This is a genomic window from Shewanella aegiceratis (genome assembly GCF_019457495.1).
Lineage (GTDB): Bacteria > Pseudomonadota > Gammaproteobacteria > Enterobacterales > Shewanellaceae > Shewanella > Shewanella loihica.
In genome coordinates this window covers 1307677-1333356 of sequence record NZ_CP080416.1, presented here as the reverse complement: position 1 = coordinate 1333356, position 25680 = coordinate 1307677, and the positions used below count along the sequence as shown (strand labels likewise).

The following is a 25680-nucleotide window of genomic DNA, read 5'->3' as shown; positions in this document are numbered from 1 at the left end:
ATGATATTTGCCAGAGCAGACTGACCAGCGCGCAAAATATCCATTTCACTAAACCTATTACTTCAAATTTTTTTAATTTTTTAATTTTTTAAATGACCCCCTACCCCACTCCCACGGCTCAACTCTCAATCCTAGATGACAAAGGCTATCAGCCAAAGACAGACTTTCAGACAAGAGAACACTAGCCGGAAGCATGAATTTGGCAATACAAGATGAGACAAAAGTGCGATAGAAAGCGGATTTAACACGCCATTGATACAAAATGCAACATTTTTAACCAAATTGAATCATGCAAACAGGAGGAACATCGCGTTTTGAATGAATAGCGAACTTAGCCAGCAAGAGTGCTATTTTATTGACACTGGAATGACCAGTTTAATAAACAAACAAACTTAGACTAAAGCAAAAACTCAAACACAAATTAAACATCTGAACAAAAAGGATTTATTTTAAATAAAATGGCGTTAATTAAACAACTAGTCAGATGAAAACAAGATAGAGTCAGCCGTCGTATTAATGACACTTGCGCCATATCAGCCATCTTGATGAATATTTAATCAGCAAAGCCTGTGAAATATTCACTTTTTCTTTAAGATGTAAATTTTTCAACTTAATGGCTATTTAGGCCAAACATAGAAATATGAAATTAATCTAATAAATTGTTTGAGGTAATCATCTCTTATGACAATCACCTTTTATGACAATCATCTTTAAAACAACAAATTTAGAAACGATTATCAATGTGAAATAATAAGTAAAAGATAATCCAACGCCTCAATTTCATCGGCAATGAGTCAGCTCCATCTTTAAATCTGCTCTTCCTAACTAATGCCTTTGAATAACACTCTCTGTATTTAAGGAAACAAGTTAGCAAGCCAAGAGTTGGCAACTTACAGGGTCAACCGGCTCAACATCGACCTCGACAGCATTGGCACTGAGACAAGTTCTCTGTGAAAGGCATTTTACCTTTACCCCCTAAGGATCAGATGAAACACAGTGAAGGTCTTGTCTCTGCCTTTTCTCTGTCTTGCCCCTATCTCACACAGAGGCAAGACAGGAGCGTCACTCTTGCATCGAGTCGTCTAATCTAACAATCAGCCACTCAGGCGCCACTAGCCTGCTGTTTGGCGATGGCGGTCTCAAGCTGGGCGGCGACGAAGCCAGGTGAGCGGGTGCGACCCGAGATCAGCCGATACATGGCAGGGATCACCAACAGGGTCACAAGGGTGGCGAACGCCATGCCGAAGAACACTACAGTGCCCACGGCGATCCGGCTCTCAGAACCGGCGCCACTCGATAGAATCAAGGGCACGGCACCGACCAAGGTGGTGAAGGCCGTCATCAGAATGGGGCGCAGGCGACGCGCCGAGGCGTCCAGTATCGCCTGTTCCAGCGAGGCGCCCCTGTCCCTGAGCTGATTGGCAAACTCGACGATCAAGATGCCATTCTTAGTCACCATGCCGATCAGCATGATCATCCCGATCTGGCTATAGATGTTGAGCCCAAGCCCCATCAGATAGAGACCGATGAAGCCACCGAAGATCCCCATGGGAACCGTCAGCATTACCACCAGCGGATTGATAAAACTCTCAAACTGGGCCGCCAACACCAGGTAAGCCACCAGCAGCGCTAAGCCGAAGACCAGCATGACGCTGCTCTGATTTTCCTTAAACTCTTTCGACTCCCCCGTGTAGCTGATGCTGATATCGCCGGGTAAGATCTCGATAGCCTTGGCATCGAGGAAGTCCAGCGCCTCACCTAAGGTATAGCCCTCACCGAGGTTGGCCTTGAGGGTTATCGACTTCTGCTTATTGGTATGACTTAGCTTATGGGCCGAGGCGACCTCTTCGATATGGGTGATGGCATCTAGGGTGATCAGCTCACCGTTGGCGGCGCGCATATAGATCTGACTCAGGTCCGCCATGCTGTTAAAGCTCTCCTCCTTGCCCCGCAGATATACGTCATACTCTTCGCCGCGCTCGATAAAGCTGGTCTCGCTGCGTCCACCTAGCATTACCTCTAGCGTCTGGGACACCTGAGCCACGCTGATCCCCAACTCGGCGGCGCGCTGCCTGTCCACGCTCACCACCAGCTCTGGGGTAGTCTCGGCATAGTCGAGATCGGCCCCCGTGACGATTGGCGAGGCATCGGCGATCGCCTTAAGCTCGCTCGCCCACTTAAACAGCTCATCATAGTCACTGCCGCCCAGCACAAATTGCACCGGCTCGCTGGACTTGCCCCTAAAGCCGGGCAACATGGGCCGCACCATGACATCCGGGATCCCCTTAAGCGCCTTAGCCACCACGGCCAGCGCCTGCTGCGCGTTGATATCACGGGCCTGCCAATCCTCTAGCTGCATGATCACAAAACCGGTTTGATCCCCTGCCCGTCCCCCGAACGCCGGCGCCTGTACGCTAAAGGATTTGATCACCCCCTGACTAAGCAGTGGCATCAGGCGCAGCTCGACGATATCCATATTGGCCGTCATCCGGTTGTAGCTGGTGCCCTCGGCGCCCTTGACGAAGGCGAAGATCACCCCTCTGTCTTCCTGGGGCGCCAGCTGCGCCGGCACCTGGTTCATCAGCAGACCGCTACCTATGACACAGGCGACAATCACCACAGGCGCCGCAAGGCGGTAACGCACCGCCCAGGCCACGGCGCGGCGATACCAGGCTTCGAGTCGAGCGAAACCGCTGTCCATCAGGCGGTTAAGGGCATTGGGCCTGTGTTTACGCTTGAGGAGCTTGCTGCCAAGCACTGGGGTCAGGGTTAGGGCGATAACCGATGAGAAGATCACCGCCATGGCCAGCATCACGGCAAACTCGGTAAAGAGACGCCCCACCATGCCATCCATGAAGGAGATAGGCAGAAACACCATCACCAGCACGGCGGTAGTCGCCACCACGGCAAACCCCACCTCTCTGGCTCCCTTATAGGCCGCCAGAATCGCAGGTTCACCCCGCTCAATATGATGGAAGATGTTCTCGACCACCACGATGGCATCATCCACCACCAGGCCGATAGCCAGGATGAGCGCCATCAAGGTAAGGAGATTAATGGAGTAACCCAGGTAGTTGGCGGCGATGAAGGCCGAGATCAGCGAAACAGGCACAGTCACCGCAGGGATCAGCGTCGCTCTCGCCTGACCGATAAACAGATAAAGCACCAAGACCACCAGGGCCCCAGTGATATAGAGGGTGTTGTACACCTCGCCGATAGACTGGTCGATAAAGACGGTCGAGTCATAATCCACCGACAGCTGAGTGCCCTCGGGCAGGAATTTCTGGAGCTTATCCACCTCCTCGTGCACCCGCTGCGCCACCTGCAGAGGATTAGCATCCGACTGCGCCACAATCCCCAGGCTCAGGTTAGGCACACCGTCACTCTTGAAGGTGGAGTTTTCATTCTCGGCGCCGATAAACACCCGCGCCACGTCCTTGAGATAGATGGGGCTACCGTCGCTGGCGGTTCGCACCACCAGGTAATCGAAGTCTTCAGGGTGCAGGTAGAGTCTGGCGGTGCGCACCGTCATCACAGTCGTGTCGTTGCGCACCTCGCCGCCTGGGCTCTCCACGTTTTCGCTGCGCAGCGCATCGGTAATATCTGTGGTGGTCACCCCGCGCCCGGCCATCAACTTAGGATCCAACTGCACATACATCACCTTGTAGAGGCCGCCGGAGATATTTACCGAGCTCACCCCGGTGATCAGGCTAAATCTATCCTCAAGCACCCGCTGGGCATAGTCGGTCAGCTGAGTCCTGTCCATGGTGCTAGAGCTGAGGTTGATGTAAACGGAGGGTTCACCCGACCCATTATCCTTGGAGACGATGGGCTCATCGGCTTCGTCCGGCAGACGACGCTGTGCGCGGGCCACGGCGTCGCGCACATCGCTCACCCCTTCGGTCAGGTTCCAGTCCAGATCGAAGCTGATGGTAATGCGCGACATGCCGTTGCGGGTCACAGAAGTGATCTCGTCGATGCCGCTGATCCCCGTCAGCTCATCCTCGAGCACTGTAGTGATCTGACTCTCCATGATGCTGGCCGAGGCGCCGCTGTAACTGGTCATCACAGTCACCACGGGACTCTCCACATCCGGCATCTCTCGCACCGCCAGCTTGGAGAAACTCACCAGACCAAATACACACAGCAGCAAGCTTAAGACGATCGCCACCACGGGGCGTTTTACCGACACATCTGATAGCAACATTAGCTCTGCCCCCGTGCGGTGTCAGTCTCACCTGTCTGAACCTGAGTCTGAGTCTGGGTCTGAGCCTGAATCTGGGTCTGAGTCAAACGCCTGCCTCCCGCCCCCTCGGCGAGCTGGCCGGCTTCAACATCTTCCACCTTGATGCCATCACGCATGTTGACCAGCCCCTTGACCACGATTCTGTCGCCCAAGAATAAGCCATCATCGATCAGCACCTGATCGTCGATACGCGCCCCCAGGGTCACCTGAGTGCGGCGGGCAATATTGTCGCCATCGATCACATAGACGAAACGTTTGGTGCCTGAGTATTCCAGCGCCTGCACCGGCACTACCGCCTGAGTCACAGGGGCAAAATTAAGCCGCGCCGAGATCAACATACCGGGCCTGAGCTGAAGGCTGGGATTGTCGAAATTCACCCTCACCTTAAGATTAAGGGTCTCGGGGTTGATCCGCGGCGCCATGGCCACCACCTGACCATGAAACTGGGCACCGGGCCAGGCGCTGCTGCTGGCCACCACTGGCATGCCTAGGTAGATCTGCGACAGATAACGCTCGGGGATCTGCAGATCCAGACGCATGCTGGAGAGATCGTCTAGGCTAACCAGTTCGCTGCCCACACTCACCAGTTTGCCCAGACTAAAGTCCACCAGCCCGATCACGCCGTCGAAAGGGGCCTTGAGGCTGTGATAATCCAGATCCGCCTGAGCGGCCTGGAGCCTGGCCTCGGCGATATCGACGCTGGCCAGCTGAGCATCTATCTCTGTCTGGGTAATGGCGTGCTGTTTTATCAGTCGCTTGTACTCGCCTAACTTGCGCTGCTCATCGTTCAGATAGGCCTTGGCCTCTGCAAGATTTGCCTTGGCCTTGGCATCTTCGAGATGCACCAATACCTGCCCCTGAGACACAGCCTGATTGTCGCTTAAGTTGATCGCCTGCACCTTACCCGATACCTCGGCAGCTATCTGCACCGAGCGATTGGCGGCAAGCTTGCCCACCAATGAGAGATGCTGAGCCACTTCATGGGCCTCGACCCGGGCACTGGCAATCGGTACGGCTCTGGCCCCAGCTTTGACATAAGCTGTGTTAGCATTAGTAGCTTTGCCATTTACAACTTGGGGCTGAGTTGTTGACGACTGATTCTTGGCCTGATTGGCAGCAACGACAAAGTTGAGCAAGGCGGCTAGCGCCAGCACGCCAAGGGGAATGTACAGGTATTTTTTATCCATTGGGGCGGTATCTTATCCATGGGCTTTTCGACAGCCCCTATTGTAAAATGGCGCCGCCCTTAGGTGGGTAAAGCAATGTAAAGCTGCGCAAAGCGTCACATTCATTGAAGCGTAAGAATGCAAGCAGATGTGTCGGCCCGCATCTACCTATCGCCAAAACTCATTCAAGCGCCCAGACTTCACTTTTGTTGAACCCTGCGCATCCCCTCTACCAGAGCCATAACTTGGAACGGCCAAACAAGCCGCCCACTTGAGTTTTTCTGCAATAACATTAAAGTAAAGCCACCATAACAATATCAAAACACCCTACAGAAGGTGGCGCTGTTGCATCAATCCTGTTTCGATAGACCCATTATCATCATCTCGGCGCCGCGATCCGGCAGCACCCTGCTTTTTGAACTCTTAAGCCATAGCGAATCACTCTGGACCATTGGTGGCGAGAGCCACGCAGTAATAGAAAAGCATAGGCAGCTCAATATCACCGCCAAGGGATTTGCCTCCAACGCGCTGGATATCAGCGACTGGGATGCGGATATTGACCAGCAGCTCAAGGCTGACTTCGAGGCCGCACTAAGAGATCATCAGGGGAAACCCTACCAAAAAGGCTTGGGACCGATCCGCTTTCTGGAGAAAACCCCAAAAAACAGCCTACGTATCGACTTTCTCGCTAAGCTCTTTCCCGACGCCCGCTTCATCTATCTGGTGCGGGACCCCAAGGAAAATGTTGCCAGCATAATGCAGGCCTGGCGCAGCGGCCGTTTTCGCACCTACCCTGGGCTGCCCGGCTGGGGCGGCGACTGGTCACTCCTGCTGCCTCCGGGTTGGCAGGCGCTCAGAGGAAAGCCACTAGAACAGGTCGCCAGCTTTCAGTGGTGTCAGGCCAACGAGCACATCATGGCCTCGCTGGACAAGCTGCCCCAAGAGCGCTGGCACTTAGTCAGCTATCATGATCTGGTTGCCGATCCTAAGGGCACCACCCAGAAGATAGTCGAGTTCTGCCAGCTACCCTTAGACGCTTCACTAGCCGAGCGATGCGAAGGCAAGCTGCCTCACTCACGCTACACAGTCTCGGCCCCTAAGGCCGATAAATGGCTGGCCAACTATTCGGCCATCGCCGCTATCTGGCCGCAAACACAGGCTTGCCTGCATAAGATAAATCAGCGACTGGCGTCACGAGACATAATGCCTTTTGCAACAAATCTACCCTCGCCACCAGAGGACCAACAAACGTCGGCGTCGGTTCCAGCGTCAACTACCCAGAACAGGGAAGAAATCAAGCCTGAACAAGCAAGTCCCCAGTTAACCGAGGGGTCGAGCATTTGCTACCCCAATACCGCTCGTAACGCCCCCTGCCCCTGCGGCTCTGCGCTGAAATACAAGGCCTGCCACGGCAAACTGCAATAGGGATACAAGAGAGATTATGAAGTTAGCGAAAGAGTTCTACCGCCTGCCCCTGAGTTTCGATGTCGAGCGCCTGCAACAGGAGCTAGCCGCCTTCGATGACGATGATTGGCGCGCCCATCATGAGAGCTTTAAAGGCAATTCGGCCATCGCCCTTATCTCGGTCGGCGGCAGCTTTAACAACGAATTTAAGGGCCCTATGAGCCCCACTCCGGCGCTGCTACAGAGCCCCTATCTTCAACAGGTGATCGCCTCCTTCGGCGAGGTGATTGGTCGCTCTCGTCTGATGCGTCTAGCCCCCGGCTGCGAGGTGCCCCTGCACAGCGACATCAACTACCATTGGCACAACCGGGTGCGTATCCATATCCCCATAGTCACAGACGAGGCGGTGCAGTTTCACTGCGACGATAAGCAGGTGCACATGGGCGAGGGAGAATGCTGGATCTTCGACTCCTGGAAATACCATAAGGTGATGAACAAGAGTGACAAAATGCGGGTGCATCTGGTTATCGACACCATGGGCTCGAGTCGTTTCTGGCAGATGGTCAACGAGGCATCGCTGGCCTATGGCAACTTAGATGACCCAAGCTTTAAGCCTAAACACCTGAGTTACACTCCAGACAAATCTGCAGAGATCATCACGGAGAAGGTGAACTTCCCCTTGGTGATGCCCCCCAGCGAGGTACGTCTGCTAACCCAGGAGCTGACTGCTCAGATCCAAAGCGCAACGGGCAATAGCTCAGTGGCAACTCAGGCCTTTATCAAGTTACTCAATGACTTCGCGCTAGACTGGCAGGCACTCTGGTCACAGTTTGGCGATGATAAGGCCGGCTGGGACGCCTTCCATCGACTGCGACAACAAACTTTGGCGCAGGCGGCACCGCTGGAACAGCAGGTGATGGTGGACAGTCAGACGTCGGCGATGAAGATACTTGTGCATCTGATCATGGGGCCGGCCATGAGCCCTGAATTGGCTCAGATAAATACAGCCGCGCCTCAACCTACGTCAACACCCAGCGCCCCCATATCTTCACAAACAAGACCCGCACCATCGTCGCCAGTCGCTAGCACGATGAAGAAACAGCAACCCGAGCCCGGACTGACTCGCAACAGCCCCTGCCCCTGCGGCTCTGGCAAGAAATATAAGCAGTGCCACGGTCAGCTTAACTAACCTCTAGGCGTTCGTAATGGCCGTTCGTGCTGGCCGTTAGCGATGGCCGTTAACGTTAGCCAATCGGCTTCAGCCATATAACAAAGGGCGACACACTTGTGTCGCCCTTTGTTTTAGTCAACTTTTACTTCAACAAGCTTGGCTAACGCCACGTCAACTCAAGAAGCTCTTGTGGGCCCTATCGGCAATCTCGGTCAGGGTACGATAGGCATTGGGAATGAATGCCGCGTAGGCCTCACTCTGACCTATCGCCTTAACGTTCATCGGCCGTCTAACCTGGCTGGCGCTAGGAGTCAGCACGCTACGCTTTGACTCATAGAACTTAAGACAGGCAGGCTCGAGCGCTAGACCGACATACTCCAGCATGGCCGGGATCTGCTGATCCGGCGCCTTCACCAACTGCTCGAAACAGAGGTGATACAAGCTATCGCCATAGGCCTGCTGCCAATGGGCCATCAACTCCAGATATAGCTGCCAATAGTGGCAGATATCATCCAGATGGTAGGAGTAGTCATGACCATGGCTAAAGTGCTGCTTATAGACCCCCATGGCGTTGTCTCTGGCATCGCGGATCACATTGATGATCTTGGCCTCAGGAAACAGTGTCTTGATGAGACCAATATGGATGAAATTGTTGGGGTTCTTGTCTATCACAAGGCTTGGCACTAGGCTTGGCGACGCTTCACCCTGGGCCTGGAGATACTGGTTCACCTGTTCAATATACTGCTGGCGCATCTGGGCTATCTGCTCATCTGACAGCCGGGGCAACATGGCGCCATAGCCTCCCTTCATCTCCAGACTCAATGCCAGACGCTCCATGAAGGGCAGCTCATCTGTCGCCGCAATTTGAGAATGGCTGGCCAGGATCTGCTCGCACAGTGTGGTGCCCGAGCGCGGCATGCCGACAATAAAGATAGGTGTCCAAGGCCCGCTAGTCTCTTCACCGCGCGGCTTCACCTCAGCCGACTTGAGGCTATCGACCAAGCGGGTAAAGGCCTCTCTCTTAAAGGGGCGTAGTGGACGCATCAGCTGGTTGGCCATTCGCACCGCATCGAAGGCCTGCTCACCCTGCTTGCGCTGCTCATAGACACGATTCAGGGCAAAATGAAATAGCGACTGACTCGCCTGAGAGAACTCCTCGGCAGCAATATTGGCCTTGAGAGCAGTTTCATCTTGCTCGGTGAACCGATAGTTTTTCAGATCCGCCAGACTCCAGTAGGCGGTCGCCTGCTGACTGGGCGCCAAACGAATATAATCATGGTAGAAGGCTGCGGCCTTATCTGTGTCCCCCTTGGCCTTGTAGACATGCCCAAGGTTCAGGCTTGCCTGCGCCGCCTGCTCATCACCCGCTAACGCAGCAAGTAGCGCCGACTCGGCCGTCGCCATATCGCCGGTGCGGCTGGCGTTTATGCCCAGGCGAAGCTGCAGGCTTAAATCTTGCGGCGTTTCTTCAACCAAGTCTCTGAGTAAGTTGACGGCATCGAAGAAGGCCTCGCGGCGCTCATGCAGGGTCACCATATTTAGGCGCAGTTCTTTATCCTGAAATCCAGCGGCTTGGGCCCTTAGGTAGCAACTCAAGGCTTCTTGATGCTCACCACTTCGAAAAGCGAGGTGACCCAACAAGGCCAGCGCCTCACCATTACTGGGTTCTCTGCGAATCACCTTACGGGCATAGATACCGGCAGAGGAAAATTTTCCACTCTGATAAAAGCCTCTGGCTTCCTCTAAATAGCGCGCTTCTCGACTCAAGTCATACTCCTGTTGTTATCGTTATTATTTAAGTGACTGCGACTGTGATCTTGGTTTGCAGGCCTATTCTAAACATCGCCCCCAGACAAAAGCAACGAAGTGTTAACAAAGCCTATTTATCCCTCTGCCTCTTCCCCTCATCAAGCCACTAAGTTAAGGTCAAGCCATGACTCAACAAGCTAAGCTGTCAAATTGAAACGGATCGCCCTCTTTGTCGATGTACAAAACATCTATTACACCTGCCGCCAGGCCTATGGTCGTCAGTTTAACTACCACGCGCTGTGGCAGCGTCTTAGTGAGCAGGGGGAGATAGTTGCGGCGCTAGCCTATGCCATCGACCGGGGTGATGATGGCCAGATAAAGTTTCAGGATGCGCTGAAACATATCGGTTTCGAGGTCAAGTTGAAACCCTTTATCCAGCGCAGCGATGGCAGCGCCAAGGGCGACTGGGATGTGGGGATCACCATAGATATCATGGAACATGCCCCTCAGGTGGATACTGTCATCTTGCTCTCGGGCGATGGCGACTTCGCCATGCTGCTCGAACATATTGGCCGCAAGTATTCCCTAGAAACAGAGGTTTATGGCGTGCCTGAGCTCAGTGCCAAGGCGCTGATGGACGCCGCCACCCAGTTTCATCCTATAGAAGGTGAGCTGCTACGCTAGTCGCGCATCTCGGGAGCTAGCCGCACAAGCTAGCTCCTGACGTTAACCTATCACGATAGCCCCTCACATTAGCCCCTGACGTTAATCACTCGCGTTAACCACTCACGTTAGTCCCTCAAGGTCAGTCATTATCGCCAGAGGCTTACAGGCAGTAGAGGTGCTGACAGTATCGTTTTGCCGAGGCGCCCCAGCTGAAACGCTTCTGACTGGCATTATCACAGATAACGTGCCAGGCCTCCTTGCCGATGAGCGGCAAGGTCTGCGCCAGGGTGTCCAACAAGGCGCTCGACTGCTCCGCCAGACTGTCGCCATAGAAGACAAACCCGTCTTCACCATGACTCACCGTATCTTTCAGCCCCCCGACGCCATGAACCAGGCAGGGCTGAGCGGCCCGCATCGCCAGCATCTGACTGATGCCGCAGGGCTCGAAGGAGCTGGGCATGATAAACAGGTTACCGCACTCGTACAGGGTGTCAGACAGAGGCAAGTCGAAGCCGTTGATAAAGAGCAGGTTCTGATAGCGCCCGGCGAGCTCTGCAAGCTGCGCCTCTATCGCCTGATCGCCGCTACCCAGGATAGCCATCAGGCCATTAGGCGCATGATCCGCCAAGAGCTTTAGCAGATGTTCTAGTGTGCTGATACCCTGCTGGTCACGATAGCAGAGGATCGCCATCTTCTGATCCGTCAGGCGCCCCACAGAGGTCAGCAGCAGCCTGGGGGCATCCTGAAATTCCGACTGTCGCCTCAGCCGGGCAAGGGCCATCAGCGCTTGCTGATCGACGCTGCGCACCCAAGGCGTCTGGCATAGCCAACCTTGTATCGCCTGCTCGGCGCTATCGATGAGCGGCAACAGCTTGTCTGTGTTGCCCCTGAGCAGCGCCTGACGCTTAGTGAGCTGACCCGAGCGTTTCAACTTACTCGGATACTCGCAGCCGTTTAAGATGCCATGCAGAGCGCCCGCTTGCTGTTTCTGCTGAAGGTCCGCCTCTAAGCCTTCGCCGCCAAACAACCCCTTGTCGGGCGATGAGGGACGCAGCACCTCCTCGGCATAGCTGGGGGACACCAGATGCACGCGATCACTCAGCACTATGGCGGCGCGCAGCGGATTGAAACACTGTGGGTATCTGGGGTCGATCACCTGATTGAGCGCGTCACGCTCAAGCGAGGCAAACAGACTCGGCAACCAGGCCTGCAAGGAGGAGTGCTCCTGAGTTAAGGGCCGCGCCCCCTGAATCGCCAGGTTGTGGATAGACAGCACACAGGGGATCGCCTGCAGCGCGGCATACTCGGGGGCAAAGGCGCGCACCAGCGCCAGCACGCCGCAGTGCCAGTCATGCAGATGTAGATGATCCGGCCTAGGCATTAAGCCGGACAACACCGCCTTGGCGACCCCGAGGCAAAACAGGGCGAACTTGTTGGCGTCCTCGGCGAAGGGGCGATCGCTCGCCCCCGGGGTGTAGATCTTACCCCCCTGATCGAACAGTGGATGATCCAACAAGAAAACGTTCACCTCCGGCAGACAGGGATGCGCCGCGCGGTAGAGGGTCAGCCAGTGGGGCTGGCCATAGAAGTCGACCACCAGTTCACCCAGGGGCTCGGCCCCCTGCTGACGATGCAGAAAACCATAGCTTGGCATGATCACATCGCTACACACACCCTGCGGATAGAGGGCGCCTGGCAGGTCGCGGATCACATCGGCCATGCCGCCCACCTTGGCGCCCTTGAGCGCGCCATTTTCGGCGGCGACCATCAACACGCGCTTCATGGCGCTCTCCCCCTGCGTCTTACTCATAACCCACCGGTAGCCCCAACATGTCACGGGTCACCAGGGTGATCCCCCCTTCCGAGACCCTAAAGCCCCGCGCCCTGTCGTGGTCATGGTCGTGGCCGATTACCGTACCCTCGGGGATGATGCAGCCTCTGTCTAAGATGGCGTTCTTTATCTGGCAGTGACGCAGCACCACCACATCAGGCAGCACCACAGCGTTTTCCACCGTGGAGTAGGAGCAGACCTGCACCTCGTTAAACAGCACGCTGCGTCTCACGGTCGAGCCCGAGATGATGCAGCCACCGGAGACGATGGAGTCCACCGCCATGCCGCGACGCTCGTCGTCATCGAAGACAAACTTGGCCGGCGGCAGCTGCTCCTGGAAGGTCCAGATGGGCCACTTGGCATCATAGAGGTTGAGCGCTGGGGTGGGCGATAGCAGCTCCATGTTGGCCTGCCAGAAGGAATCCAAAGTGCCCACATCACGCCAGTAGGCCTCTTCATCGGTGAAGCCGCTTCTGAAGGGGTGGGCGTAGACCTCGTGCCCCTCGATGATCGACGGGATGATATCCTTGCCAAAATCGCGATCCGAGTTCTCGTTCATGGCATCTTTCTTGAGCTGCTCGAACAAAAACTCTGTGTTAAACACATAGTTGCCCATAGACGCCAGACACATCTCGGGATTTTCCGGCAGGTGCTTGGGCAGCTCAGGTTTCTCTTCGAAACCGAGGATCTTGTTGCGCTCATCCACCTCGACCACCCCAAAGGCACCCGCCGCCTCGGCCACCGGCACCTCGAGGCAGGAGACCGTCATGTCGGCGCCCGACTCGGCATGGGCGGCCAGCAGGCCCGCATAGTCCATGCGATAGACGTGATCGCCAGAGAGGATCATCACATACTTGGGCAGCTCATGGCGTATGATGTCGATATTCTGAAATACCGCATCGGCGGTGCCCTTATACCAGCTCTCGGAATAACGCTGAGAGGCGGGCAGGATCTCTACCGACTCCCCCAGCTCCTTCTTGAAGTGGCCCCAGCCACGCATCACGTGGCGGATCAACGAATGCGACTTGTACTGGGTCACCACACCGATGCGGCGAATGCCCGAGTTGATGCAGTTAGACAGCGGGAAGTCTATGATGCGGAACTTGCCGCCGAAATAGAGCGATGGCTTGGCGCGCCAGTCGGTCAATTCATGCAGACGTGAACCTCGCCCCCCGGCCAAGATTAATGCATAGGTTTCTCGGGTTAAATTACTGATATAACGTGGGCTAGGATTCATGTTAGGCATAGGTACTCACTCCTTGAGATAAAAAACACACCAGTTGCTTGGGCGCCGCGGCGGCCCGACTTAGCTCGATAAACGTCATTAGGCTATCCCCCAGATCTCGTCTCGATATTGACCAATGGTGACATCGCTGGAGAAGCGACCACTGGCGGCGGTATTGCGTATGCTCATCTGTGTCCAATGGTGGGGATCCCGGTAGGCCTTGGCCGCCTGCACCTGAGCGAGACGGTAAGACTCGAAATCGGCGGCGGTCATCCAGGGGTCCCGAGGACAACGTATGCTGTTGATGATGGGGTCGAAGATCCCCGGCTCCAGCAGGTTAAAGTGGCCACTCTCCAGCAGGCTCATCACCTCGGTCAGCGCCTGTGACTTGGCGATAAAGTGCTGGGGATCGTAGTGGGGCCTCAAAGCCTCCACCTCGTCGGCCCTCAGGCCGAAAAGGAAGAAGTTATCCTCGCCCACCTCTTCGAGCATCTCGATGTTGGCGCCATCCAGGGTGCCTATGGTGAGGGCACCATTCATCATAAACTTCATGTTGCCCGTGCCCGAGGCCTCCTTGCCGGCGGTAGAGATCTGCTCGGAGAGATCGGTCGCCGGGCAGATACGCTCCATGGCGCTGACGTTATAGTTGGGGTAGAAGGCGAAACGCAGATATGGGGTCACCAGGGGATCCGAGTTGACCATGTGGGCCACATTGTTTGCCAACTTAATCAACAGCTTGGCCATGGCATAGCCAGGGGCCGCCTTGCCGCCGATCAGCACGCACCTAGGGGTGATATCCGTGAGTTTGCCCTGCTGGATCTGGTGATACAGGTGGATCACATGCAAGATATTGAGCAGCTGACGCTTATATTCGTGAATGCGTTTCACCTGCACATCGAACATCATCTTAGGGTCGAAGCGAACGTCGCACTCCTGCTCCACCAGCTCGGCCAGCTGTTGCTTGTTGCCATGCTTGACCTCCTGCCAGGCCTTGAGCAGCCCCTCGTCATCGGTGAAGGCATTGAGGGCGCTGAGACGGCTAAGATCTTTTACCCAGCCTTCACCCAATCGCTTGCCCAGCAGCTTGGCCAGCGCGGGGTTACTCTGGGCCAGCCAGCGTCTCGGCGTCACGCCATTGGTCTTATTGTTGAACTTCTCGGGCCAGAGGGCGTAGAAGTCCCTGAACAGGCCAGAGGTCAGCAGCTGAGTATGCAACCCGGCGACGCCGTTCACCGAGAAGCTGGCGACGATCGCCAGGTAAGCCATGCGGATATGGGGCTCATCGCCCTCTTCGATGATCGACATGGCTCGCAGCTTGTCACCGTCACCCGGCCAATGGTGAGCCACCATATCCAGGTAGCGGGCGTTGATCTCATAGATGATATCCAGCAACCTTGGCAGCATGTGGGCGAACATGCGCACCGGCCAACGCTCCAGCGCCTCGGGCAGCAGAGTGTGGTTGGTGTAGGCCATGGTCTGGCTGGTGATATCCCAGGCTTGATCCCAGGACAGACCATACTTGTCCATCAAGAGGCGCATCAGCTCGGGGATCGCCACGCTGGGGTGAGTGTCGTTAAGCTGCATCACGTGCTGGCGGGCAAAATCCCTAAAGTCGGGGCCGCGCTGGCTCACCCAGGTATTGAGCAGATCCTGCAGGCTGGCAGAGGAAAGAAAATATTGCTGGCGTAGCCTCAGCTCCTTGCCGTTCTCGCTGGCGTCATTGGGATAGAGCACCATGGTGATCTGCTCAGCCAGGTTCTTGCGGGCCACCGCCTCGGTATAATCCCCCTGGTTAAACTCCTCGAGATCGAAATCGTCGGTGGCCTCAGACTTCCACAGCCTGAGGGTGTTGATCCGCTCGTTACGATAGCCGGGCACAGGGATGTCATAGGCCACCGCCAGCACATCCTGAGTCTCTACCCAGGTGTATTGGCGCTTACCGTCGCGGTCGATATAGGACTCGGTATGACCGAAGAAAGGCACAGTCACGTTATGGCTTGGCACCCTCACCTCCCAAGGATTGCCGTCCCTGAGCCAGCGGTCGGGGCGCTCCACCTGATAGCCGTCACACAGCTTCTGGGCGAACATGCCGTACTCATACCTTATGCCGTAGCCAGTGACATTAAGATCCAGGCTGGCGCAGCTGTCGAGGAAGCAAGCCGCTAGGCGTCCCAGGCCGCCATTGCCCAGTCCGGCGTCATGCTCCTGAGCCTCCAGGATCTCCAGCGCCACGGCATAGTCTTTCAATACTTGGGCGCTCTCGTCGTTCATATCCAGATTCAGCAGCGCATTGCCAAGGGCCCGCCCCATGAGGAACTCCAGCGACAGGTAGGCGACCTTCTTGTTGCCCGTGTCGCGATCCAGCTGGCGGGTGGCGCGCCACTTGGGCAGCATCTGATCTTTCACACTCATGGAGAAGGCGTAGAATAGCGCCTGCTCGTCACGCTCCTTGGGGGTCAGGCTCTTGTCGATATGACGCTCGAAACAGGCCCCCAGGGTCTCACAGGGATCGCAGATAAGGCTGTCGGCCTTGGCTTCGACCTTTACCACAGGCTTGCTGCTAGTCTTACTCGTTTTAGTGGACTTCACCGGCTTAGCTGTCGAACTCATCTAGACTCTCCTTTTGCCGAGGGCATTTCTCTCGCTGAGGGCTCTTCTTGCGCTGAGGTAAATTGGGCGTAATATATCATCAGGCTACGGTCCTGCAGCACCAGACTGGCCCCCTGCAGCAAGGCCTGATAGCTGGCGGACTCGCCATACTGGGGGCTGTCCTGGGTACTAAGCAGACACTGCCACTGCACTATCCCCTCGAGGCTCGGCAGGGTGAATTGTTGGGCTCTGTTATCGGCATTAAACATCAGCAGCAGCGCCTGACGGCACCCGGCCTGGGCCTCCAACTCGCCGCTGATCACCAGGCTCAGGGTGCGGGTCTGGGCCTCGCCCCAGTGGGCCTTTGTCATGGGCTCGCCCTGCCTACAGAACCAGTCGAGGCCTGGGGAGGCCTGGTTGGCGCTCTCGTGGATATAGTCTCTGTGGCACAGCATGGGGAAGCGGCGGCGCAGCTTGATGAGGTTAGTGGTGAAACTCAGCAGTTCGTCGCTGTCGATATCCTTGCGCCAATCGAGCCAGCTGGCGGGGTTGTCCTGGCAATAGGCGTTGTTGTTGCCCAGCTGGCTATGACCCACCTCGTCGCCGGCCAGCAACATGGGCACCCCCTGAGACATAAACAGTGTGGTGAGCATGTTGCGGCACTGGCGGGCACGCAGCGCGGTGAGCGCCAGCTCGTCGCTCTGGCCCTCGTGGCCATAGTTGTCGCTGTAGTTCTCGTTGTGGCCGTCGCGATTCTGCTCGCCGTTGGCCTGATTATGCTTGTGGCGATAGCTCACCAGATCCATCAGGGTAAAGCCATCGTGGCTGGTGATAAAGTTGATGCTGGCGGCGGGTTTACGCCCGGCGTGTTCGAACAGATCGCTGGAGCCATGAAAACGGGTGGCGAACTCGGGCAACATGCCGGCATCGCCGCGCCAGAAACGGCGAACCGTATCGCGATACCTGTCGTTCCACTCGCTCCAGCTTATGGGAAACTGCCCCAGCTGATAGCCACCAGGGCCTATGTCCCAGGGCTCGGCTATGAGACGCACCCGGCTGAGAACAGGATCCTGGCTGATGGCATCGAAGAAGCCAGAGCCCACATCGAAGCCATGATCCTCCCGCCCCAGGGTGCTAGCCAGATCGAACCTGAAGCCATCGACCCCCATCACCTCGACCCAGTAGCGCAGCGAGTCCATCACCAACTGCAACACTCTGGGATGGGACAGGTTGAGGGTGTTGCCACAGCCGGTATCGTTGATGTAGTAGCGCGGCTCGCTGGGGTGGAGACGGTAGTAGCTGAGGTTGTCTATCCCCTTAAAGCTGTAGGTGGGCCCGAGACGATTGCCCTCGGCGCTATGGTTGTAGACCACATCCAGGATCACCTCTATGCCGGCGCCGTGCAGAGCGCTGACCATGTCGCGAAACTCCTCTATCGCTCCATCGCAATTTGACTCGCTTATTGACTCGCTTATGTAGGCCTGATGGGGCGCGAAATAGCCTATGGTGTTATAGCCCCAGTAGTTGGTCAGCCCCTTCTGTTGCAGGAAGGCCTCGGTAACAAACTGCTGCACGGGCAGAAGCTCGACGGCTGTGACCCCGAGGCTTTTCAGGTGCTGCAGGCTGGCAGGGTCGCCAAGGCCGGCGAAGCGGCCACGATGCTCGCTGGCCACCTCGGGATTTTGCTGGCTAAAGCCCTTCACATGCAGCTCGTAGATCACACTCCGGCGCAGGGACAGCGGGCTGTCACTCTGATCGAAGGGATTCACCAGGGGCGTTATGGGCTTGAGGTTTTCGAGATCTACCACCACACACTTGGGCATCCGCTCGGCGTTATCCGCCTCGCAAAAACTTAAGTCTTCCTGCTCATGACCAAACTGATAGCCGTAGTGGGATTTATGATCTTCGATGGCGCCGCTCAGGCGCCTGGCGTAAGGGTCGAGCAGCAGCTTGTTGACGTTAAATCTGTGGCCAATCAAGGGCTGATAGGGGCCATCGACCCGGTAGCCGTAGCGGCAACCCGCCCTGAGCCCAGACACATGGCCGTGCCAGATCTGCTGGGACTGACGCTCGAGGCGCAGCCTGGACACCTCCCTATCCTCCTCGTCAAACAGACAGAGGTAGACGGCAGTGGCGTGGGCGGAAAACAGCGCGAAGTTCACCCCCTCGCTATCTAAGGTTGCTCCCAAGGGATAAGGCTTACCGTGGGTCAGTCGCATGACACACTCTCGTCCAGTTCCAGCACCAGACAGGCCAGCGGCGGCACGCTGATGCAGGCACTCTGAGCCTGGCCCTGATAGGCCTCTGGCTCGGTGTGGATAACCCCCTGATTGCCCACGTCGCTGCCGCCATAGTAGTGGCTGTCGCTGTTGAGGCGCTCATGGTAGCGCCCGGGCTGCGGCAGGCCGATGCGAAACTCGCGGTAAACCTCTGGGGTCATGTTGACGATAAAGATCAGCTGCTTGTCGCCGCTCTGACGGATAAAACTCAGCACGCCGGCGCTGGCGTTGTCGCAGTCGAGCCAACTAAAGCCCTCGCCGTGGTGATCGTCGCCATAGAGGGCAACGCTCTGACGATAGAGGTTGTTGAGATCTTTCACCCAGCGCTGCATCCCTTGGTGGGGCTCGAACGCCAGCAGGTGCCAGTCGAGGCTGTGCTGATGATCCCACTCGTCACGCTGGGCAAAATCCGCCCCCATGAAGAGCAGCTTCTTGCCCGGATGGCCCCACATGAAGCCCAGATAGGCCCGCAGGGTGGCAAACTTCTGCCAGTCGTCGCCGGGGATCTTATGCAGCAAGGAGCCCTTGCCGTGCACCACCTCGTCATGGCTCAGCGACAGGATGAACTGCTCGGTGAAGCAATACATCAGGCTGAAGGTCAGCTCGTTATGATGATGGCTGCGATGGATGGGGTCCCGACCGATATAACTCAGGCTGTCGTTCATCCAGCCCATGTTCCATTTGAAGCCGAAGCCCAGGCCGCCCTCATCGACCCGCTTGGTGACACCGGGCCAGGCGGTGGACTCTTCGGCGATCATCATGATGCCGGGAAAGCCTTGGTAGAGGCGTGTGTTGAGATCTTGCAAGAAGGCGATGGCATCCAGATTTTCGCGCCCGCCATGGGCGTTAGGCAGCCACTGATGGGGCTCGCGGCTGTAGTCGAGATAGAGCATGGAGGAGACTGCGTCCAGGCGCAGGCCATCTAAATGAAACTCCTGCAACCAGTAGTGAGCGTTGCTGAGCAGATAACTCTGCACCTCGCCGCGGCCATAGTTATAGATAAGGGTGTCCCAATCTGGATGCTCTCCCTGACGGGGATCTTCATGTTCATAGAGGCAGGAGCCGTCGAAGCGGGTCAGCCCATGGGGATCCTTGGGGAAATGCGCCGCGACCCAGTCGAGGATCACCCCTATGCCCGCCTGATGACAGGCATCGACGAAAGCCTTGAGCTCATGGGGCTGGCCGAATCTGTGGGTCGGCGCAAACAGGCCGACCGGTTGATAGCCCCAGGAGCCGTCGAAGGGATATTCGCACAGGGGCATCAGTTGCAGATGGGTGTAGCCCATCTCGACCACATAGGGGATCAGCTGATCGATAAGCTGGCTATAGCTGAGGTACTGCTCGCCGTTTTCCCCCTGGCGACGCCAAGACCCAAGATGCACCTCATAGATGGAGATGGGCTGTTCGTGCCAGCTCTGCTTGGCCCGTTTCGCCAGCCAGCGCTTATCCTGCCAGGCATAGTCAAGTTGAGGCGGTACGATTGAGGCGTTACCCGGAGCGCCCTGCATGGCGCGGCCGAAGGGGTCGGCCTTAAGGATTCGCTCTCCCTCCTGGGTGACAATCTCATATTTATAGTGGGTCAGCGCCTTCATCGAGGGGATGAAGATCTCCCACACGCCATTGGCCGGATGGTGGCGCATCACCTGACGTCTGCCGTCCCAATCGATGGCATCGTGTACCAAGGAGACCCGCTTGGCATTGGGCGCCCAGACACAAAACTGCACGCCGCTCACCCCATCGACCTCACGCCAGTTAGCCCCCATGAAACGATAGGCCTGCTCCTGACGCCCCTCGCTGTAGAGATACAGCGCCTCATCACTCAGCAGGCTGGCATATTGGTAAGGGTCGTTTATCTCCTCGACGCTGAAGGGATAATGCACCCGCAGACGATACTCGAAGGGGTTGATGCGCCGCCCGGCGAGCCCGGCGAAGATCCCCTCATCATGGCACTTCTCCAGCTCGGCCACCTTGCGACCATCTTGCTTGGCGATCAGCTCGACACGCTCGGCCCCCGGCAGAAAACAGCGCACCACCAGGCGTTTGACCAGGCTTACCGCCTTAGCCTCCTTGATGCCCTTACTAGACTTAGTCGCCGGAGCCATCTCGATGGCATGCATCCCCAACAAGGCGAAGATATCCACGTAGTCGGCAGCCAGCAGGGCTTCAATTTCACTTGGCGCTATCAGTGGTGTCGGCGCAATCACAGGTGTCTGCGCAGGAGTCTGCACTGGTATCTGCTTAGTCATCTGGTTATCCCTTTGCTTGTCTGTTTCATAGGAGTGTCATAGCTGTGTCATCGGCTGAAAACAGGCTGACGAAGATGCTCGCCTGCCCGGCAAAATTGCTCGCTGGCCTCGGCCGAGCTGCGTCCCTCGACGATGCTTCGTAGCAGGCGCTTGATCGAGGGCGACTGTCTCAGACTGGTCAGGCTATAGGGCAGTCGTCGCTGCCAGTTGGCATATTCCTGCCAGGTGCCGGGGATGTTGACCCCGTGTCGCTCGCAGCAGAGATCCGCCAGCTGCACGCTAAACAGGCGCGAATGGGAACGTGCCGCCACCGTCACCCAGGCGCTGAGCAGGAGCAGATAATCTTCCTCCAGCGAGGCGGTTTCGCCATTGGCTTCGAGCCAGGCCAGTAGCTGCTGGCGCTCGCCGTCGCGTCGCTCCAGGGCTTGCTCTAGCGCTTGGTCACTTTCGAGAAGTTCCAGTTGACGCTTAAGATGCAGGTCGCTCTGGGACCACCAGGCCAGTAGCGTAGGTACGTCATGGTTGGCCAGCATCATCAGGCTGTCGGCCCTGTGATCTTGTGGCGACTTGAAGGCCTCGCCCTGCCTGCAGAAGTAGAAGAGTTCGTTGGCATAGATGCCGCCATCGCTGAGCTTGGCGCGCACCTCATCCGGCACTATGCCGAGATCTTCGCCGATCACCACACAGTTGCTGCGCATGCTCTCAAGGCGCACGATCGCAAGTAGCGTGTCTATGGGGTAATACACATAGGCCCCGGGAGCCTCATGGGGCTCACTCGGCCACCACCAGAGACGCAGCAGCGCCATCACATGATCTAGCCTGAGGGCGCCGTAGTAGCGCATGTTGCTGCGGATAAGGGCAATAAAATGGCTAAAGCCCGACTGGGCCATGGCGATAGGATCCGGCGGTGTCAGCCCCCAGTTCTGCCCCTTAGGGGCAAAATCATCCGGCGGCGCACCTATGCTGGCCTGCTGGCAATAGGCGTCTCGATTGTGATGCACCTCGGCGCCATCGCCGCGCACGCCAACTGCCATGTCGCCGATAAGGCCAATGCTCATGCCCGCCGCCAGCGCCTGATGCTGACAGGCGATTAGCTGCTCATGGGCGACAAACTGCAAGTAACGGTGCAACTGGGGATCTGCGGCCATTTGCTCTCCCTGAGCTTGGGCCTTGTCTGCCTCCAGCTGGCAGAAACTGCTCAGCGCCTCCCCTTCCTGGGCCACAAACTGCATGAAGGCCTGCTCGCGCGCCCCACCGCTACCGAGCACGTCACGGCTAAACACCTGATAGAGGGCGACAAAGAGGCGATACTTGAGCTGGGTGAGCTTGGGGTAATCGAGCCAGTTGTCACGGTTGAGACGCTCGCGATCCAGGGCGAGAGTTTGCAGCAGCGGCGCTATCTCATTGGCCTCAGGCACAGACTCGATATGAATATAGAGAGGATTAAGCCTGCGTCTGTCACTCGGGCTGTAGGGGCTGATATAGGCCTCTTCCAGATTGAAGGAGTCCCCCAGGGCATGAAGCGGATTGAGCTGAATAAAGTCGCAGCCATAACCTCCGAGCCAGGCGATCAAAGCCCCCAGATCGCCAAAGTCCCCTATGCCCCACTGACTGTCGCTGCGCAGGCTATAGAGGGCGATACTCACCCCCCAGGGTTTATCCGTCTCCCGTAGCTGTTTGGCCTTGGGCGGCGCCAGTAACCAGGTGCCGTGATGGCCCTCGGTTTGCCAGTCGATGGCCACGGTATTGAGTTTACTCTTGCCATCAATGGGCCCTTTACTGAAACCCACCGACAGCTGGTGATAGCCCATGGGGAGGGGGTGGCCCTGAGTCAGGTAAGGCGCGATGGATACCCGGTAGCGGTAATAAAGGTGAGGCTCACAATAATAGTCGCCCACCCGCTCCAGCGCAGCAAAAGGTATGCTCATCTCTAGTTGCGTGCCGCCTTCGGTGAGGATGCGCACCCTAAGGTCGGGCTGCATCTCGGCTGGCAGCGATAAGATAAAACTTGGCTCAGTCAGACAAGCAAATTGAAAGGTTGCCAACGGGCGTTGCCAGGGCGCGACATCGAGGTCGAAATTACGCTTTTCAATCGCCTCACCATTGGCGGCGACGAAACCATCTGGGCTGAGATCATCCAGATGAAACTTGGGCTGAGTGCAGTTAGCCAGCAGACAGGCGAGAAGCCCTAAGCGCTCGGCCTGGCTATGGTGCACCATGCGGCCCGAGTAGTCGCTATAGCTGGCGCCTACGCCCTGCAAATAGAGTAACTTTTCTAAGCCCATCGCCCATTTCCCTGCTAGTCAGTCAAACTGCCCTATTTCCTTGAGCAGTAAACATGCCAAGCACAGGTAACAGCTTGACGACAGATTTATGTCAATCAGATGAACTCTTTTTAAACTTAAAAATCAACAATTTATAAAATTAGCTTTTGAGGTGAGGCAGACAAGGTGACTAGAGGCTCAGGCGATTGATGAAAATCAGCCTGCACAAATATTGTGCAGCCGACCTAATTCGATGCACAGAAAACAAACAGCTGATTATCGGGTGCTTTGGCCTCAACGAGTCAATTTCAACTTATGAAAGTCGCCGTGATAGATTTTCGAAATTGAAAATCAGTCAAATTTCGTATTTGTCATAAATTTACAAATTTAGTCGTATTGATCTAAGTTTTTACCATGCTTTCGACTGGATAGCCGCTAATTATGAGGAAGATCACACCTTTGCGATAACCGCGTTGGTACTTTAGTTACCAGAAAAGATAACAACTTTTAACTTTAAGCATAAAAAAGGTGATTTTATGGCTGCTAAATTTTTTATCCCATCAGTCAACGTATTGGGACAAAATGCTGTTGACGACGCAATTGGTGATATTAAAACCTTAGGCTTTCAGCGAGCGCTGATCGTCACCGACAAGCCACTAGTAGAGATCGGCCTGGTTGGTCAGATCGTCGAGAAGTTTGGCACGGCGGGCATCACATCGACTATCTTCGATGGCGTGCAACCTAACCCAACAGTAGGCAATGTCGAGGCGGGTCTGGCGCTGCTCAAGGCGAATGATTGTGACTTCGTGGTATCTCTGGGCGGCGGCTCACCACACGACTGCGCCAAGGGTATCGCCCTGGTTGCCACCAACGGCGGCAACATCAAGGACTATGAAGGCCTGGATATGTCGGCCAAGCCGCAACTGCCGCTGGTCGCCATCAACACCACAGCCGGTACTGCCAGTGAGATGACACGTTTTTGCATCATCACAGACGAAGCCCGTCACATCAAGATGGCGATCGTCGACAAGCACACCACACCTATCCTGTCGGTGAACGATCCCGAGCTGATGCTGCTCAAGCCTGCCGGTCTGACTGCCGCGACAGGTATGGACGCCCTGACACACGCCATCGAGGCCTATGTCTCTATCGCCGCCAACCCTATCACAGATGCCTGCGCTATCAAGGCGATCGAGCTTATCAAGGGTAACCTGGTGGAAGCGGTTGAGAACGGTCAGAGCCTGGAGGCCCGCGATCAGATGGCTTACGCTCAGTTCCTGGCGGGTATGGCCTTTAACAACGCCAGCCTGGGTTATGTACACGCCATGGCGCACCAGTTAGGCGGTTTCTATGACCTGCCACACGGCGTCTGTAACGCCCTGCTACTGCCACACGTTCAGGCCTACAACGCGCAGGTTGCCGCGCCGCGTCTTAAAGATGTTGCCAAGGCGATGGGTGTCGATGTCAGCACCATGACTGACGAGCAAGGTGCAACGGCCGCAATCGATGCGATCAAGGCGCTGTCTGTCGCGGTGAAGATCCCAGAGAACCTCACCAAGCTGGGCGTGAAGGCGGAAGATATTCCAACGCTTGCCGACAACGCACTGAAAGATGCCTGCGGTCTAACCAACCCTAAACAGGCGACCCACGAAGAGATCTGTCAGATCTTCACCAACGCGCTATAGGCTAGCCTAGCAAGTTTCGAATTTCTCCCTGCAAGTAGAAATTCCAAGGCCCACCTCTGGTGGGCCTTTTTATTGCCAACATTAAACCACCTCCTGTAGAGGATTTAATCGTGTATTGTCACCGCTCGGCAATTACTTCTCTCTTTGCCCAGACCGCTTTCTCTCAATCAGCTTTATGTATCAGATGTGTTGGCTGCTTGAAACTTTCCCCCCTCTACTCGAGCAAGGTCACTTTTATCAAGCCTCCCGAGTCAAAGCCTCGGCAAACGGCCGTGATACAAACAAAATCACTCATCTAACGGAGAAACACCCGGCTTTTCGAAGTTTTTATCATAAAAATCCAGCACTAATAGCTAAATACTCTTTTCGCGTCACACTTTTGGACTAGTCCCTTCGGATACATGTGTTATAAAATGGTGTCAGCTCGCTTTTTCCCTGCAAAGATTCAGCTAGCTAAAAGGCTCGTCGGCAACTATTGCCGGCGAGCCTTTTTCTTCTCCCTGATGTTCCGCACTATCACTTGACTTCGACCACTCGACTACGACCACTCGGCCGTGACAATGACCAATGAAAAAACAAAAGTGTTCAAGAGGCAGTAACTTTTTTATTCCCATAAGCCCATGAAAGCACTGCCATATAAATTTTGCCCAACAGATATCCTCCATGATGGCGAAAATAACCCCTAGGTAAACGGCTAAAGTGTGTTATCTTAGCCGGGCTCTGTTGTTCAGGGTTATTAGTTTAAAGTATCAAGTAAAAGTCAAAACCTTAGTCAAATCTTCACCATTTTTGTCCTCAGTTTTCCCTTAGCTTCATCGTAATACTCAATAATTCAACGGCTCGGCATACCGCAATGTCGCGGATTTTTATATGAATTAAATAAGGGACAAATATGTCTAATACAACTGGTACCGTTAAGTGGTTTAACGAAGATAAAGGTTTTGGTTTCATCGAGCAGGCAAATGGCGGCGCTGATGTGTTCGTGCATTTCCGCGCTATAGTATCCGATGGATACAAGACGCTAGCCGAAGGCCAAAAGGTCACCTTCGATATCGAGCAAGGTCAAAAAGGCTTGCAAGCAGCGAACGTAGTTCCGGCTTAATCGAACGGTTCGATAAAAAAAGGCGACTTGAAGTCGCCTTTTTTGTGCCCAGATTTT

At 55.8% G+C, this 25680-nt stretch carries 14 protein-coding genes; 5 read left to right on the top strand and 9 right to left on the bottom strand.

Features of this window, described 5'->3' with window-relative positions; genetic code table 11:
- Positions 1-1102: 1102 nt before the first annotated feature.
- Both K0H80_RS05880 and K0H80_RS05875 read right to left on the bottom strand, forming a co-directional pair.
- A complete protein-coding gene (locus K0H80_RS05880) occupies positions 1103-4207 on the bottom strand; it encodes a multidrug efflux RND transporter permease subunit (RefSeq protein ID WP_220073405.1) in 3105 nt (1034 codons plus the stop codon).
- Positions 4207-5433 (bottom strand): efflux RND transporter periplasmic adaptor subunit, encoded by a 1227-nt coding sequence (locus K0H80_RS05875; protein WP_220073404.1) that lies wholly within the window; start codon positions 5431-5433, stop codon positions 4207-4209. The genes K0H80_RS05880 and K0H80_RS05875 overlap by 1 nt, the downstream gene beginning before the upstream one ends.
- A gap of 324 nt (positions 5434-5757) precedes the next feature.
- On the opposite strand from K0H80_RS05875, the gene K0H80_RS05870 reads away from it, so the two are divergent.
- Together K0H80_RS05870 and K0H80_RS05865 are read left to right on the top strand one after the other, a co-directional pair.
- Complete coding sequence (locus tag K0H80_RS05870) at positions 5758-6837, top strand: sulfotransferase family protein (RefSeq protein ID WP_220073403.1); 1080 nt, start codon at positions 5758-5760, stop codon at positions 6835-6837.
- A 16-nt stretch (positions 6838-6853) separates the two neighbouring features.
- On the top strand, positions 6854-8005 hold the full coding sequence (locus tag K0H80_RS05865; RefSeq protein ID WP_220073402.1) for an aspartyl/asparaginyl beta-hydroxylase domain-containing protein: 1152 nt from the start codon (positions 6854-6856) through the stop codon (positions 8003-8005).
- Positions 8006-8158: 153 nt separating this feature from the next.
- Here K0H80_RS05865 and K0H80_RS05860 read toward each other — a convergent pair whose 3' ends face one another.
- Positions 8159-9754 carry a tetratricopeptide repeat-containing sulfotransferase family protein gene (locus K0H80_RS05860; RefSeq protein WP_220073401.1) on the bottom strand — a complete coding sequence of 532 codons (1596 nt, stop codon included), beginning with the start codon at positions 9752-9754 and terminating at the stop codon, positions 8159-8161.
- 192 nt (positions 9755-9946) lie between these two features.
- Here K0H80_RS05860 and K0H80_RS05855 point away from each other — a divergent pair, with 192 nt between their 5' ends.
- A complete protein-coding gene (locus tag K0H80_RS05855; RefSeq protein WP_220073400.1) occupies positions 9947-10420 on the top strand; it encodes a LabA-like NYN domain-containing protein in 474 nt (157 codons plus the stop codon).
- Positions 10421-10562: 142 nt separating this feature from the next.
- Here the strand turns inward: K0H80_RS05855 and K0H80_RS05850 are convergent, their stop codons facing one another.
- The 6 genes from K0H80_RS05850 to malQ form a co-directional block, all read right to left on the bottom strand.
- Entirely contained in the window at positions 10563-12212 is a 1650-nt protein-coding gene (locus tag K0H80_RS05850) for a glycogen synthase (RefSeq protein ID WP_220073399.1), read from the bottom strand.
- Complete coding sequence (gene glgC / locus K0H80_RS05845) at positions 12205-13479, bottom strand: glucose-1-phosphate adenylyltransferase (protein ID WP_011864973.1); 1275 nt, start codon at positions 13477-13479, stop codon at positions 12205-12207. The genes K0H80_RS05850 and glgC overlap by 8 nt, the downstream gene beginning before the upstream one ends.
- Positions 13480-13557: 78 nt before the next feature.
- The gene (locus K0H80_RS05840; RefSeq protein ID WP_220073398.1) at positions 13558-16068 is read right to left on the bottom strand and encodes a glycogen/starch/alpha-glucan phosphorylase; all 2511 of its coding nucleotides are present in this window, start codon (positions 16066-16068) and stop codon (positions 13558-13560) included.
- Positions 16065-18266, bottom strand: coding sequence for a glycogen debranching protein GlgX (gene glgX / locus K0H80_RS05835; RefSeq protein ID WP_220073397.1), 2202 nt, complete (start codon positions 18264-18266; stop codon positions 16065-16067). The genes K0H80_RS05840 and glgX overlap by 4 nt, the downstream gene beginning before the upstream one ends.
- A complete protein-coding gene (gene glgB, locus K0H80_RS05830) occupies positions 18257-20572 on the bottom strand; it encodes a 1,4-alpha-glucan branching protein GlgB (RefSeq protein WP_434086638.1) in 2316 nt (771 codons plus the stop codon). The genes glgX and glgB overlap by 10 nt, the downstream gene beginning before the upstream one ends.
- Positions 20573-20619: 47 nt before the next feature.
- A complete protein-coding gene (malQ, locus tag K0H80_RS05825) occupies positions 20620-22857 on the bottom strand; it encodes a 4-alpha-glucanotransferase (protein ID WP_220073396.1) in 2238 nt (745 codons plus the stop codon).
- A 515-nt stretch (positions 22858-23372) separates the two neighbouring features.
- Here malQ and yiaY point away from each other — a divergent pair.
- Positions 23373-24521, top strand: a complete 1149-nt coding sequence (gene yiaY, locus K0H80_RS05820) for an L-threonine dehydrogenase (RefSeq protein WP_220073395.1) — start codon at positions 23373-23375, stop codon at positions 24519-24521.
- Positions 24522-25413: 892 nt separating this feature from the next.
- Positions 25414-25623, top strand: coding sequence for a transcription antiterminator/RNA stability regulator CspE (cspE, locus tag K0H80_RS05815; protein ID WP_011864967.1), 210 nt, complete (start codon positions 25414-25416; stop codon positions 25621-25623).
- Positions 25624-25680 lie beyond the last annotated feature (57 nt).